The sequence below is a fragment of the Cryptosporangium japonicum genome, assembly GCF_039524755.1.
Lineage (GTDB): Bacteria > Actinomycetota > Actinomycetes > Mycobacteriales > Cryptosporangiaceae > Cryptosporangium > Cryptosporangium japonicum.
The window spans coordinates 1-13,441 of record NZ_BAAAGX010000025.1 but is presented as its reverse complement, the minus strand read 5'-3'; the positions used below and the strand labels follow the sequence as shown (position 1 = coordinate 13,441).

The following is a 13,441-nucleotide window of genomic DNA, read 5'->3' as shown; positions in this document are numbered from 1 at the left end:
CGCGGCGTTCGCGACCGTCCCCTACTTCCTCTCGACGCCGGGTACCCCGCCGCCGATGCGGACGTCATCCGGACGGATCACGCTCCGTCCGGGTGAGGCCGGGCGTGGAGCCGCACGATCACCGCGCCGGTTGCGTGTGGTGTCGGCCGCGCTCCGTGTCCCGCTGCACCGGATCGCCGAGGTGGGTGCGATCGACGTCGACCCGGGCGAGTGGGGGTACCGGTGGTCGCCGGGACGGACCGCGGTCGTGCTGCGTTCCGGGCCCGCGCTGGCCGGGTCGACGACCGGGGGTCGCCGGTTCGCGATCACGCTCGACGACCCAGCGCCCGCCGCCGTGCTGGAGACGCTCCGAGCGCGGACACGAGAGTCACTCCTACGCACACCGCGGCCACGCTGCCGACCGGTGCCCACGGGACCACCACCGGCAGCGGCTGCCCGGTCAGCCGCCACAGGCACACCCACAGCGACGCGCCCAGCAACGCCGTCGCCGCCGCGGCGAGCACCAGCCCCAGGCCCGACACCAGCAGGGCCTCCGCGGCCTTGGCCCGCACCACCTGCAGCGGCGTCGCTCCGGCGAGGCCGAGCAACTCCGATTCGCCGCGCCGGTCGCGCGCCGCCATCACGGTCGTCCCGATGATCGACAGCACCGCGAGCACCGTCGCCAACCCGAGGATCACCTGCAGCCCCAGCGTCCGGGCCGGCGGCGAGGTCTCGGTGGTGGCCACCTCCCCCCGCCCACGCACCGCGACCTCGACGCCCCGGGCGACCTCCGCCCGGGACGCCCCCGGCGCCAGGTCCACCTCCACCCACGAGACGACGGCTTTGCCGGCGTGGCGGCCGGTCACGAAGGCCCCGTTGCCGCCGACCCCCTCACGCACCACCGCCACGACCCGGAACGACCGAGGGCTCCCGTCGGCCAGCCACACCTGGACCCGCTCCCCCACCGTCCAGCCGAACTCCGCGTCGACCACGATCGACCCGTCGTCCAGCGCCGACGGGTCACCGGCGAGCACCGGCACCCCGGGCACCCGGTCGACCGCGCGCGCCGTGTGACGCACGACCGCCGCGTCGTCGTCCACGGCGTAGATCGCGGTCGGCCTGACCACGTTCACCGACTGCACCCCCGGTACCGCCCGGAGGCGGGCCACCGCGTCCGGCCCCAGGCCGAGGTCGGACGACACCGCCAGGCCGCCGTTCTCCGCGGCCTTCGCGGCGTCGATCGTCGCCGTCGTCGTCAGGACGCAGCCGGTCAGCCCGGCGGTGAGCAGCACCGGAACGGCCATCGCCGCGGTGCGCCTGGACGCGGTCAGCGCCGCCTGCCGGGCGAGCAGCCCGGTGACCGTCCCGAGCAGGCGCGCCAGCGGCGGCACCACCAGCGGCGCCAGCAACGCGATCGCGACCAGCAGGAGCATCGTCGCCGGAAGGTAGTGCTTGCGGCCGAGCGCCTCGGCGGGCGCGGCGACGACCGGCTCCACCAGCATGAACACCGCGCCGGCGGCCGTCGCCAGACCGAAGAGCCAGCGGCCGGGGGTCAGCGGGGCCGCCTCCACCGCGGTCTCGCGCAGCGCCTCGACCGGTCGGATCCGCCCGGCGCGGTGCGCGGCGGCCACCACACCGAGGAGCGCGGTGAGCACCCCCGCCCCGAACGCGACGACGAACGGCCAGCGCGGGTGCGCGACCGTGAACCACGGCGGGGCCAGCCCGTTGCCGACCAGCCAGGTCGCCGCCCGGCGCGCCAGCGGCCCGCCCAGCGCGCACCCGGCCGCCGACCCGATCACCCCGAGCAGCAGCCCCTCGGCCATCACCGACCGGCGGACCTGGCCGGGGGTCGCGCCCGAGGTACGCAGGAGCGCCAGCTCGCGGCGCCGGGTCGCCACCGCGTACGCGAACGTCGACGCGATCACGAACACCGCGACGAACCCCGACACGCCGGCGGCGGTCCCGACGACCGCGTTCGCCGCGACCAGGGCCTCGGTGTCGGCACGGTGGTCCGGGTCGAGCGCCCGGCGCCGGCTCCCGGCCGACACCAGGGCGTCGTCACCGACGCTCGCCCGCACCGACGCCGGTGCGGCCCGGGACGCCACCGCGTCGACCCGCGGTGAGAGCCGAGCCGCTTCGGCGTCGGTGAAGAAGACCGCCCGCTCGAACCGGACCGGTCCGGTCAGCCCGGCCACGGTGTACCGCCGCGTCTCGTCCGCGGTCGACACCGTCACCGTCGCCCCCACCGCGGCCCCGCCGTCCGGCACGACGACCTCGGTGGTCCGCCGGGGTTCCCGGCCCGCCACCAGGCGGTACTTCCCGAGCCGGGCGGCCGCCCACGGCCGCCCCACCATCCCGGAGTCGCCACCCGCGAGGCCGGCGGGGAAGACCCGGTCGATCACCACGGGGCCCAGCTCCGCGACGCGTGTCACCACCTCGGACGGCAGGCCGCGGGACTCGGCGAGCGGGAGCACACGCACCCCGTTCGCGGTCCGGACACGCAGTTCGTCGAGCGGTGTCACCACCACCGGCGCGGTCGCGTACCGCCGCGGTGGGCGGTCCGGTGCCGTCACCGTGCCCGCGATCACCACGCCCGCCGCGGCGATCAACGCGACGCCGAGCGTCAGCGTGAGCACGGTGGTGACGAACGTCGTCCAACGGGAGCGCAGGGTGCTGAGCGCGACGGTCAACACGCCGGTTCCACCAGCCGGGTCATCCGCTCCACCACCGACGCCGAGGTCGGCCGGTCGAGCTCGTCCACCGGGCGCCCGTCGACGAGGAACACCACGCGGTCGGCGTACGCGGCGGCGACCGGGTCGTGGGTCACCATCACGATCGTCCGCCCGGACATCGCCCGCAGCATCTCCAGCACGCCCCGGCCGCTGGTGCTGTCCAGCGCGCCGGTCGGTTCGTCGGCGAAGAGCACCGGCGGCGCGCTCACCAGCGCGCGGGCAATCGCGACCCGCTGCTGCTGGCCGCCGGACAGCTCACCGGGCCGGTGCCGCTCCCGGCCGGTCAGCCCCACCTGGGCGAGCGCGGTCCGAATCGCGGCCCGTCCGGGGTGACGGCCGGCCAGCCGGAGCGGCAGCCCCACGTTCTGCTCCGCGGTGAGCGTCGGCAGCAGGTTGAACGACTGGAAGACGAAGCCGATCCGGTCGCGGCGCAGGCGCGCCAGCCGGGTCTCGCTCATCCGCGTGAGATCGGCCCCCGCCACCAGCACGCTCCCGCGATCGGGACGGTCGAGCCCGGCCGCGCACTGCAACAGCGTCGACTTCCCCGACCCCGACGGCCCCATCACCGCGGTGAAGGTCCCGGCCGGGAAGTCGAGGTCGACGTCGTCCAGAGCCGTCACGCGCGCTGATCTCCGCCCGTAGGTCTTCGTGACCGCACGCAGCCGTACCGCCTGATCGTCCATGCCGATCAGCACAGCCCAGCCGCGGCCGGCACGCACCAGGCCTGCTTCGACGTCGGAGGTAGTGGTTTCTCTACTGCCGCGGGCGCGCCGCACCCGTAGGGTCCGACCGTGATGCGTGCCGTGGTCTCCCTCGCGACCGGCGTGGTCACCGGAGCGGTCACCGCGGTGCTGCTGCTCGGTCTGGTCACGGTCGGCGTGGTCACCGCGCCGGTGCTGATCGGGGTGCCGATCCTGGGGTCCGTGCTGCTGGCCGGGCTGCCGGTGGGCTGGGTGGAGCGGCGCCGGCTGGGGGTGGACGGCGACCCGCACCGGGAGCCGGACCGGCCCGGTCTGCGCGCCTGGCTGACCTGCCGGCTCCGCGAGCGCGCCAGTTGGCGCGAGCTGGCCTACGCGCTTCTGCTCGGTGGCCTGCTGTGGTGGCTGGACCTGGCCGTGCTCGGCTACGGCGTGGCGGTACCGGTGGCGCTGCTGTCCGCACCCGCGCTGCAGGCCTGGTTCGACGAGGTCAACGTGCTGAAGCTGGTGCTGGTGACCTCACCCGGGCCGGCCTGGGCCGCCGCGGCCGCCGGGGCGTTGGCCGTGCCGCTCGCGGGCCACGTCATCCGGCTGTACGCCGCCGGGAGGACCCGGTTGGCCCGGGCGTTCCTGGCCCCGCGACGCGGCACCACCGGCGAGAACGTCGTCGAGCTGACCCGGTCGCGCGCCCGCCTGGTGGACGCGTTCGACGCCGAGCGCCGTCGCATCGAGCGGGACCTGCACGACGGCGCGCAGCAGCGTCTCGTCGCGCTGGGCATGACGCTCGGCCTGGCCCGCCTGGCCGGACCGGACGAGATGCGCACGCTCGTCGAACGCGCCCACGGTGACGCCCGGCGCGCGCTCGAGGAGCTCCAGGAGTTCCTCCGCGGGATCCACCCGCGGATCCTCACCGACCGGGGGCTGCCCGCCGCCGTCGCGGAGCTCGCGGACCGGTCCGGAGTTCCGGTGGATGTCGAGCTGGACCTGCCGGTACGGCTGCCGTCGTCGGTGGAGGTGGCCGCGTATTTCGTGGTGTGCGAGGCGCTGACCAACGTGGCCAGGCACAGCGGGTGTTCCGGCGCGTCGGTCACCGGCGGGCGCGTCGGCGACCGGCTGGTGATCGAGGTTCGCGACGACGGGGTGGGTGGCGCTTCGCCGACCCCGGGGAGCGGGCTGGCAGGCCTCGCCGACCGGGTCGCCGCGGCGGCAGGGCGGCTCGGCCTGGAGAGCCCACCGGGTGGGCCGACGGTGTTACGGGTGGAGCTGCCGTGCGTGCCGTCCGCGTAGTGCTCGCCGAGGACGGCGCGTTGATCCGGGAGGGGATCGCCGCCGCGCTGTCCCGATTCGGCTACGACGTGGTGGCGTCGGTCGGCGACGCCGACTCGCTGCGGTCGGCGACGTCGGCGTTCGACCCGGACCTGGTGGTCACCGACGTCCGGATGCCACCGGACGAGACGGACGACGGGCTGCGTGCCGCGGTGGCGCTGCGCAGCGCGCGCCCCGGGCTCGCGGTGCTCGTGCTCAGCCAGTACATCGAGCTGACCTACGCCGCCGAGCTGCTCGACTCCCCCGGGGACGCCGGGGTGGGCTACCTGCTGAAGGACCGGATCACCGACGTCGGGGCATTCGTCGACGCGGTGGCGCAGGTGGTGGCCGGTCGCACGGTGGTCGATCCCCAGGTCGTGCGTCAGCTGTTGCGTCGGAACCGCGATCCGTTGCGGCGGCTGAGCGAGCGGGAACGCGAGGTGCTCGCGCTGATGGCCGAGGGGCGCTCGAACGCGGCGATCGCCCGGCAGCTGCGGGTCACCGACGCGGCGATCGGCAAGCACATCACCGGCATTTTCACCAAGCTGGACCTGGGCCAGGCCGGCGACGACAACCGCCGCGTCCTGGCCGTGCTGACCTATCTGCGGGGTTAGCTCGGTTCGTGCGTGGCGCGGGCGGCGGCGAGCAGCCCTTCGGCTTCGGCGCGGGCGGCGTCGGAGTTGCGGTCGGCGGGGTCGTCGAAGCGGAGTTGCCAGGTCAAGCCGTTCTGACCGGGCACGCGCCTGGCCACCACCCGGACTCCCCCACCGGTGCTGAGCGCGTGGTGTTCGGTGTGCGCGACGCTCCGCTCCACCCGCTCGCGCACCTGGGTGGGCAGATCACGCGGATCGGGCAACCGCAGCCGACGCACCGCGCCGTCCGCGACCACCCCCGGCTCGACCTCGACGCCCGGCGTGACGACGAGCGACCCCTCGCGCCACACCGCCTTGTGGATCTCGTGCCAGCCGAGCCGGTGCCACTCCTGGTCGGTGACGCCCTTCTTCGGCGGCAACCAGAGCGCGTGCACGCTCGCCACCGCGATCGCCTCCGCGGTGGTGGCCCAGGCCACGACCCGGTCGGCCGCCTCCAGCGGCGGCGTCACCGGCGGGGCGTCCCGGCGGAACAGCCGGTCGATGAGCTTCACTACAAGCCTCCGATCGCCTGTTCGCGCAGCCCGTGCAGGTACTGCTCGAGCGCCACCAGCTCGCCGAAGAGCTTCATGTACTCGTCCGCCGCGTCGACCGGGTTGACCCGCTGCAACTTCGACTTGACCGCGACGACGCGCCGCACCGTCGCGAGGCGCTGCACCTCGTTGATCTGCGCGGACACGTAACGGGGATCGATCTCCCCGTCGTTGAAGAGCCGCTCGACCGCCAGCTCGACGATCAGGGCCTTGCCGACCAGGTCGTCGCACGCGTCGATGAGCGCCTGCACCCAGGCCGGCCCGGACGTGCCGGCCACCGCGCCGCCGACCGCGGCCACCGCGCGACGCACCGAGCGGTACGCCGGGTTGGTGTACGCGTCCTCGCCGACGGCGTCGAACAGCGGGCCGGCCAGCACCGGCTCCTGCACGGCGAGCTTGATGGCTTCGCGCTCCACCATCAGCGCGCGATCGGCCGGATCGGGCCGCCCACCGGCCGGGCTCACCGGCGCGTTGTCCTCGACCTCCGGCGCACGGCTCTGGCGCGGAGCCCGCCCGTTCGGGGCCGCGTTGCGCCCGGCGCCCTTGCCCGCTACCTCGTTCACGGCCTTGAGCACCGGCTCGAGGTCCATGCCGAGGTCACCGGCGAGCTTGCGCGCGTACTCCGGCCGCATCGCGCGGTCCTTGATGCGCGCGACCAGCGGCGCGGCGGCACGCAGCGCGGCCACCCGGCCCTCGACGGTGTCCAGGTCGTACTTGGCGAGCAGCGTGCGCAGCACGAACGCGACCAGCGGCTCGCGGCGGGCCACCAGGTCGCGCACCGCGGAGTCGCCGTGGGCGAGCCGCAGCTCACACGGGTCCATGTTCTGCGGCGAGACCGCGATGAACGTCTGGGCGACGAACCGCTGGTCGTCCTCGAACGCGCGCACCGCGGCCTTCTGCCCGGCGGCGTCCCCGTCGAACGTGAAGATCACCTCGCCGCGGAACTCGTCCTGGTCCATCAGGAGGCGGCGCAGCACCTGGATGTGGTCGGCGCCGAACGCGGTGCCGCAGGTGGCCACCGCGGTGACGACACCGGCGAGGTGGCACGCCATCACGTCGGTGTAGCCCTCGACGACGACCGCGCGCTGCTGCTTCGCGATGTCCTTCTTCGCGTTCGCGACGCCGTAGAGCACGTGCGACTTCTTGTAGATCGGCGACTCGGGCGTGTTCAGGTACTTCGGCCCGTCGTCGCCCTCGAGCAGGCGGCGGGCGCCGAAGCCGATGACCTCGCCGCCGAGATCGCGGATCGGCCAGACCAGCCGCCCGCGGAACCGGTCGATCAGCGACCCGGACCGCGCGGCCTTCGAGATGCCGCCGGTGACCAGCTCCTCGTTGGTGAAGCCGCGGCCGCGCAGGTGCTTGGTGAGGTGGTCCCAGCCGGAGGGCGCGAACCCGCAGCCGAACTGGCGGGCGGCGTCGGGGCCGAAGCCACGGGCGGCGAGGAACTCGCGCGCGGGCATCGCGTCCCGGGTGCCGAGCTGCTCGGCGTAGAACTCGGCCGCCGCGGTGTGCGCGGCGATGAGCCGCTGGCGCTGGCCGGTGTTGCGTACCGGCGCCGGCCCGGCCTCGGTGTAGGTGAGCTGGATGCCGGCCCGCGCGGCCATCCGCTCGACCGCCTCCGAGAACGTCAGCATCTCGGTCTTCATGACGAAGCTCAGGACGTCGCCGCCCTCGGCGCAGCCGTAGCAGTAGTAGACGCCTTTGGCGGGGTTGATGTTGAAAGAGGGCGTTTTCTCGTCGTGGAAGGGACACAGGCCCTTGAACGTGCCGCCGCCCGCCGGCCGGAGCGTCACCCGCTCACCGACGACGTCGACGATCGGTGACCGTTCCCGCACCAGCGCGATGTCGCTGTCCCTGATCCGCCCCGCCACGGCGTCGAGTGTATGGCGAACCCCCGACGATCGGCGGCGACCCCTTCTGGCAGTATTCTTGCGATGGTCGGCAAGGCTGCCAGTCGACTGGTCGGCGCCCCGCACGGCATGCTCGTCGTCATGAGCATCGAGGTGCACGAACTGCTGGTCTTCCCCGGTCCCGACGGTAGCGCCGGCAACCCGCTCGGCGTCGTCCTGGACGGCGCGAGCGTTCCCCCGGCCGACCGTCAGGGCGTCGCGGCCGAACTCGGCTACAGCGAGACCGTCTTCGTCGACGACGCCGCCACCGGCGCGATCACGATCTTCACCCCGGCCATCGAGCTGCCGTTCGCCGGCCACCCGACCGTCGGCACCGCCTGGCTGCTCGCGCAGGAGAACACCCCGGTCGACGCGCTGCGCCCGCCCGCGGGGACGGTTCCGGTGCGCTACGAGCCGGAGCTCACCTGGGTGACCGCCCGTCCGGAGTGGACGCCGAAGTTCGACTTCCGGCAGCTCGGCAGCGCCGCCGAGGTCGAGGCCTACCCGCTGCCGACGGAGGGCCAGCAGTACGTCTGGGCCTGGATCGACGAGGCGGCCGGCGTCGTCCGGTCCCGGTCCTTCCCGGTCGACATGGGCATCCAGGAGGACGAGGCCACCGGCGCCGCCGCGGTCGCGCTCGTCGGCAAGCTCGGCCGCCGGGTGGAGATCCACCAGGGCGTCGGCTCGGTGCTGATCGCCGGCCCCACCGGCGACGGTGCGGTCGAGCTCGGTGGCCGCACCACTGCCGTGCGCACGCTCGAGCTGGTCCGATGAAGGTCCTGCGCGGGCTGGTCACCCGCGTGCCGGCGGCCGAGCCCGAGGAGGCGGTGGCCCGCCTGAGCGCCCGGTTCCGCTTCGAGACCGACTGCGCCGACGTGGCGAGCGACCTGTCGCACGGCGTCACCGGGTTCGTCGTGGTGGACGCCAGGTCGCCGGAGAAGTACGCGGCCGGCCACGTGCCCGGCGCACTGAACCTGCCGACCCGGAGCATCACCGCCGAGAGCACCGGCGACCTCGACCGCGCGGCGATGTACGTCACGTACTGCGACGGGCCGCACTGCAACGGCTCCACGAAGTCCGCACTGCGCCTGGCCGAACTGGGCTTCCGCGTCAAGGAGATGCTCGGCGGTTTTCACTTCTGGACCCTGGACGGCCACCCGGTGGAGTACGCGACCGCACCGGCGTGAGGCGCATCCGCGCGCGCGTGCCATCTGAACCGCTCTGAACACGAGCCACGACCAAGGGAAACCGCTTCGGCGGCCGCCGCCGCCGGCGTACTCGTCTCGGCTACGCCGGCCCAGGCGGACTCGGCTTTCGGGTGCGCCGTGTACAACACGCGGAACGACGACCGCGCGATCATCACGTACCTCAAGCCGGCCGGTGGCACCGCGACGCTCTGCGTCAACCCGAACTCGGGTCGCGCGGTCGGTGAGTACGGAACCGCCACCCGCATCAACATCCAGACGACCACGCGCTGCAGAGAACGACCATCTCCCGTCGGCCCTTCCGCGTTCGCGGGAGGGCCGACGGCTGTTCAGGGCTCAGAAGCCGACGACCGCGTGGGGCACGTACGGCTTCTCGAGGGCGGCGATCTCGTCCGCGGTCAGTTCGAGATCGACGGCGGCCACCGCGTCCCGCAGGTGCGACAGCTTGCTCGCCCCGATGATCGGGGCGGTGATGCCGGGCCGGGCCAGCATCCACGCGAGCGCGACCTGCGCACGGGCGACCCCGCGCTCCGCCGCGATCCGCGCCACGGCGGCGATCACCGCACGGTCGGCGTCGAGGTCGTAGAGCCGGCTGCCGAACGCGTCGGTCTCGCTGCGCGCGGTGGTGACCTCGGGGTCACGCGTGAGGCGTCCGCGCGCCAGCGGCGACCACGGGATCACCCCGACCCCGGCGTCGATGCTGAGCGGGATCATCTCCCGCTCCTCCTCCCGGTTGAGGAGGTTGTAGTGGTTCTGCATCGAGACGAACTTCGTCCAGCCGTGCGCCTCGGCCACGTGGAGGTACTTGGCGAACTGCCACGCCCACATCGAGCTCGCGCCGATGTAGCGCGCCTTGCCGGCCTTGACGACGTCGTGGAGCGCCTCGGCGGTCTCCTCGATCGGCACGTGCGGGTCGAAGCGGTGGATCTGGTACAGGTCGACGTAGTCGGTGCCGAGGCGGCGCAGGCTGTTGTCGATCTCGGACAGGATCGCCTTGCGGGAGAGACCGGCGCCGTTCGGGCCCTCGTGCATCCGCCCGTTGACCTTGGTGGCGAGCACGACCTGGTCGCGCGTGGTGAAGTCACGCAGCGCGCGTCCGACGATCTCCTCGCTGCTGCCGTCGCTGTAGACGTTCGCGGTGTCGAAGAAGTTGATGCCGGACTCGATCGCCTCCCGGATGAACGGGCGGCTCTCGTCCTCGGGAAGCGTCCAGCTGTGGTTCCCGCGGGCCGGATCGCCGTAGGTCATGCAGCCCAGGCAGATCCGGGAGACTTCCAGACCGGTGCGGCCGAGTCGGGTGTACTTCATTCCGGTTTTCCTTCCAGGGGTCCGGCCAGGCGGTCGTGCCAGGCGACCGCGGCCGGGTCGGTCAGGCTGGCCACCTGGTCGATGACGACACGCAGGCGGGCCGCGTCGTCGGCGGCGCTCTTCCACAGCGGAGCGAAGACGGGGTCGAGCGCGTCCGGCGCCCGGCGCAGGAGGGCCTCGACCAGCCGGGTGAGTATCTCGCGCTGGGCGACGTAGCGGGCGCCCGCGCCGGGCCGGTTCATCACGTACCGCAGCGCGAGTCCCTTGAGGAGGGCGCACTCGGCCCGGGCCCGCCGGGGGATCTCCAGGTCGGCCGCGTAGCCACGCAGCGGACCGGGACCGCTCTTCTCCCGGGTGGCCCGCACGGCGACCGCGGAGAGCCGCCCGACCAGTGCGCTGGTGACCTGCTTGAGCCGCGACTGCGCCAGGTGGCTGCCGTCGTAGCGCGCGAGGCCGTCCACGACGGGTTCGGCGAGCAGCTCGGTGAGCACCGCGCGCAGGTCACCCGGGGACTCCGGTGAGTAGACGCGGGCCACGTCGGCGCAGAGCGCGTCGCGTTCGTCGGGGTCGGCGAGGAGTTCGATACGGACGTGCCCGGCGTGCACGCCGTCCTCCAGGTCGTGCACGGAGTAGGCCACGTCGTCGGCCCAGTCCATGATCTGGGCTTCGAGGCACCGGCGGCCCGGCGGCGCGTGCTCCCGGTACCAGTCGAAGACCGGCCGGTCGTCGGGGTAGACGTTGAACTTGCGGGTGCCCGGGGTGCGGCCCCACGGGTACTTGGTGATCGCGTCGAGCGTCGCTCGGGTGAGGTTGAGGCCGGCGCCGGGCACCTTCGCTTCCAGGCGGCTGACCACGCGCAGGGTCTGGGCGTTGCCCTCGAATCCGCCGGCGGCCTCCGCCACCACGTTGAGCGCGTCCTCGCCGTTGTGGCCGAACGGCGGGTGCCCGAGGTCGTGGGCCAGCCCCGCGGTGTCGACGACGTCCGGGTCGGCGCCGAGCGCGACGCCCATCTCGCGGGCGATCTGGGCGACCTCGAGCGAGTGCGTGAGGCGGGTGCGGAGGAAGTCGTCCTCGCCGGCGGTGATGACCTGGGTCTTGGCGGCGAGCCGGCGGAACGCGGCGGAGTGCAGGACGCGGGCCCGGTCGCGTTGGTACGGGGTGCGGCCGGTGCCGGGGTCCTTGGCCGGTTCGGCGACCAGCCGCTCGGCGTCGGGATCCGGACCGGGGCCCGGACCGGGGCCGGGGCCGGGGCCGGTCACCAGACGGCCCGGGCGGAACCCGAGACCAGGATCGAGTAGACGCCTCGTTTGACGTCCCAGGAGCGGTGGGTCACCTCGTCGCTGATCTCGCCGTCGGTGTTCACCCGGAACGCGTCGGCGCCGTCCGGAGCCTTCAGCACGACCGTGGCGCCCCGGTAGACGTGCACGTCCTCCCGGCGGATGTGGACGCCGTTGCGCAGCGCCAGCCCGTACTCGTAGCGGTTACGGGGCCCCTGGACGGCGGCGACCACCACATCGAGCAGCCCGTCGTCGGGCTCGGCGTTCGGCGCCAGCGGCGTGCCGCCGCCGATCGAGCGGCCGTTGCCGATACCGAGCATCAGCACCGGCGTCTCGGGGCCGTGCACCTGCTCGCCGTCCACTTCGATGTCCATGTGCCAGCCCTCGCTGGTGAAGCCCGCGACCAGGCCACCAAGCGGATAGGCGGCGACGCCGAGCGTCGGTTTCCAGCCCGACGCGAGCCGCCCCGCCTCCGCGCCGACCCCGGCGTGCGCGGCGTTCACCAGCACCTCGCCGGTGTTGTCGACCGCGATGTCGAGCGCTCGCGGGTACCCGTCGAGCACGGTCTCGGCCGCGCCCACCGGATCAAGCGGGATGCCGAGCGTGCGCGCCAGGTCGTTGCCGGTACCCAGCGGGATCAGCCCGAACGGACGCTGTGGATCGAGCTGGTGCGCATCGTGGAGCAGCTGCACCGCGGCGTGCAGCGACCCGTCACCACCGGCGAGCACGGTGGTGCGTTCGCGGTGGATGCGCAGGGCAGCGCCGAGGGCGTCGAGGTCGCCCGTACGCGCCACGACGACGTCGGCGACGCGGCGCAGGACCTCGACCGCCTTGTCGACGGCGGCGAGCTCGGTACTGCCAGCGCCTTCGTTGACGATCACCAGCAGCTCTTGCGGCATGGGTCCGAGCCTAGGCCGGTGGGTTTTCCACAGCGACTCCGGCGGGTGTCGACGCGGGGTCCGGGAGCTGTGAGGGTGGGTCGTATGAGTACGACGGACGCCAAGCTCGCGGTCATCCGCAAGCTGCTCGCGCAGGCCGAGGACGCGGCGGCGAGCCCGGCCGAGGCCGAGACGTTCACCGCGAAGGCCGCCGAACTGATGGCCCGCTACGGCGTCGACCGGGCGATGCTCGCCGACGGCGACGAGACCGCCGACGCGATCACCGACCGGGAGATCCCGGTGGAGCCGCCGTACGCGCGGGACAAGTTCGGCTTGCTGGCCGGCATCGCCCGAGCGCTGGGCCTGCGTGTGGTCCACAAGTCCGGCTACCGCGGGCGGGGCACCACGGCGCTGCTGTTCGGGTACTCGTCCGACATCGAACGCACCGAGATCCTGTTCACCTCGCTGCTGCTGCAGGCGGTACGCGGGGTGCTCGCGGCGCCCGTTCCCCCCGGGGAGCACACCGCCGCGTACCGCCGGTCGTGGATCGTGGGCTTCAGCACGACGGTCCACCACCGCTTGACCGAGGCGGAGGAACGCGCGCGGTCCCGAACCACGTCCACCAGCGCAGCCGGACGCTCGGCCGAGGTGGTGCTGGCCGACCGCCGGCAGGTGGTGGATCAGCGTTTCACCGAAGCGTTCCCACGCCTGGGCACGATGGGGAGGCGTTATCTGAGCGGAGGCGGCCACCGCGACGGCGCCACGGCCGGCCGCCGAGCCGACCTGGGTGCCACGTCTTTGCGCTCCGAGCGAGGTGCTATCGATCGATAGGGGTGGTGAGGTGGTCGTGGCGCCATCCGCCGGCGGCGGGCGTGTCCGCGGACGGGGGCGTGTCCGCGGACGGGGGCGTGTCCGCGGGCGGCGGGCGCGTCCGCAGGCGGGGCGGCGCATCGCAGGCGGGGCGGCGCATCGCAGGCGGGGCGGCGC

General features: G+C 73.8%; 12 protein-coding genes. 5 read left to right on the top strand and 7 right to left on the bottom strand.

The annotated features are described in order from the left end of the window. Positions 1-305: 305 nt before the first annotated feature. Together ABD437_RS29730 and ABD437_RS29725 are read right to left on the bottom strand one after the other, a co-directional pair. Entirely contained in the window at positions 306-2,672 is a 2,367-nt protein-coding gene (locus tag ABD437_RS29730) for an ABC transporter permease (RefSeq protein WP_344652248.1), read from the bottom strand. After that, positions 2,666-3,394 (bottom strand): ABC transporter ATP-binding protein, encoded by a 729-nt coding sequence (locus tag ABD437_RS29725; protein WP_344652446.1) that lies wholly within the window; start codon positions 3,392-3,394, stop codon positions 2,666-2,668. The genes ABD437_RS29730 and ABD437_RS29725 overlap by 7 nt, the downstream gene beginning before the upstream one ends. 111 nt (positions 3,395-3,505) lie before the next feature. Here ABD437_RS29725 and ABD437_RS29720 point away from each other — a divergent pair, with 111 nt between their 5' ends. Further along, on the top strand, positions 3,506-4,696 hold the full coding sequence (locus ABD437_RS29720) for a sensor histidine kinase (protein ID WP_344652445.1): 1,191 nt from the start codon (positions 3,506-3,508) through the stop codon (positions 4,694-4,696). Continuing rightward, on the top strand, positions 4,678-5,328 hold the full coding sequence (locus tag ABD437_RS29715; RefSeq protein WP_344652247.1) for a response regulator: 651 nt from the start codon (positions 4,678-4,680) through the stop codon (positions 5,326-5,328). The genes ABD437_RS29720 and ABD437_RS29715 overlap by 19 nt, the downstream gene beginning before the upstream one ends. Here ABD437_RS29715 and ABD437_RS29710 read toward each other — a convergent pair. Both ABD437_RS29710 and dnaG read right to left on the bottom strand, forming a co-directional pair. Then, positions 5,325-5,858, bottom strand: coding sequence for a hypothetical protein (locus ABD437_RS29710; protein ID WP_344652246.1), 534 nt, complete (start codon positions 5,856-5,858; stop codon positions 5,325-5,327). The genes ABD437_RS29715 and ABD437_RS29710 overlap by 4 nt on opposite strands. After that, entirely contained in the window at positions 5,858-7,768 is a 1,911-nt protein-coding gene (dnaG, locus tag ABD437_RS29705; protein ID WP_344652245.1) for a DNA primase, read from the bottom strand. Before dnaG ends, ABD437_RS29710 begins: the two co-directional genes overlap by 1 nt. A gap of 108 nt (positions 7,769-7,876) precedes the next feature. Here dnaG and ABD437_RS29700 point away from each other — a divergent pair, with 108 nt between their 5' ends. Next, positions 7,877-8,560: a PhzF family phenazine biosynthesis protein gene (locus tag ABD437_RS29700; RefSeq protein WP_425558284.1), complete on the top strand. Its 684-nt coding sequence runs from the start codon at positions 7,877-7,879 to the stop codon at positions 8,558-8,560. Continuing rightward, the gene (locus tag ABD437_RS29695) at positions 8,557-8,973 is read left to right on the top strand and encodes a rhodanese-like domain-containing protein (protein WP_344652244.1); all 417 of its coding nucleotides are present in this window, start codon (positions 8,557-8,559) and stop codon (positions 8,971-8,973) included. Before ABD437_RS29700 ends, ABD437_RS29695 begins: the two co-directional genes overlap by 4 nt. A 354-nt stretch (positions 8,974-9,327) precedes the next feature. Here the strand turns inward: ABD437_RS29695 and ABD437_RS29690 are convergent, their stop codons facing one another. The 3 genes from ABD437_RS29690 to ABD437_RS29680 are packed head-to-tail and all read right to left on the bottom strand — an operon-like array spanning position 9,328 to position 12,475. After that, positions 9,328-10,299 carry an aldo/keto reductase gene (locus ABD437_RS29690; protein ID WP_344652243.1) on the bottom strand — a complete coding sequence of 324 codons (972 nt, stop codon included), beginning with the start codon at positions 10,297-10,299 and terminating at the stop codon, positions 9,328-9,330. Then, positions 10,296-11,558, bottom strand: a complete 1,263-nt coding sequence (locus ABD437_RS29685) for a deoxyguanosinetriphosphate triphosphohydrolase (protein ID WP_344652242.1) — start codon at positions 11,556-11,558, stop codon at positions 10,296-10,298. Before ABD437_RS29685 ends, ABD437_RS29690 begins: the two co-directional genes overlap by 4 nt. Further along, entirely contained in the window at positions 11,555-12,475 is a 921-nt protein-coding gene (locus tag ABD437_RS29680) for a diacylglycerol/lipid kinase family protein (RefSeq protein WP_344652241.1), read from the bottom strand. The genes ABD437_RS29685 and ABD437_RS29680 overlap by 4 nt, the downstream gene beginning before the upstream one ends. Positions 12,476-12,559: 84 nt before the next feature. Here ABD437_RS29680 and ABD437_RS29675 point away from each other — a divergent pair, with 84 nt between their 5' ends. Next, positions 12,560-13,285, top strand: coding sequence for a DUF2786 domain-containing protein (locus ABD437_RS29675; RefSeq protein ID WP_344652240.1), 726 nt, complete (start codon positions 12,560-12,562; stop codon positions 13,283-13,285). Positions 13,286-13,441 lie beyond the last annotated feature (156 nt).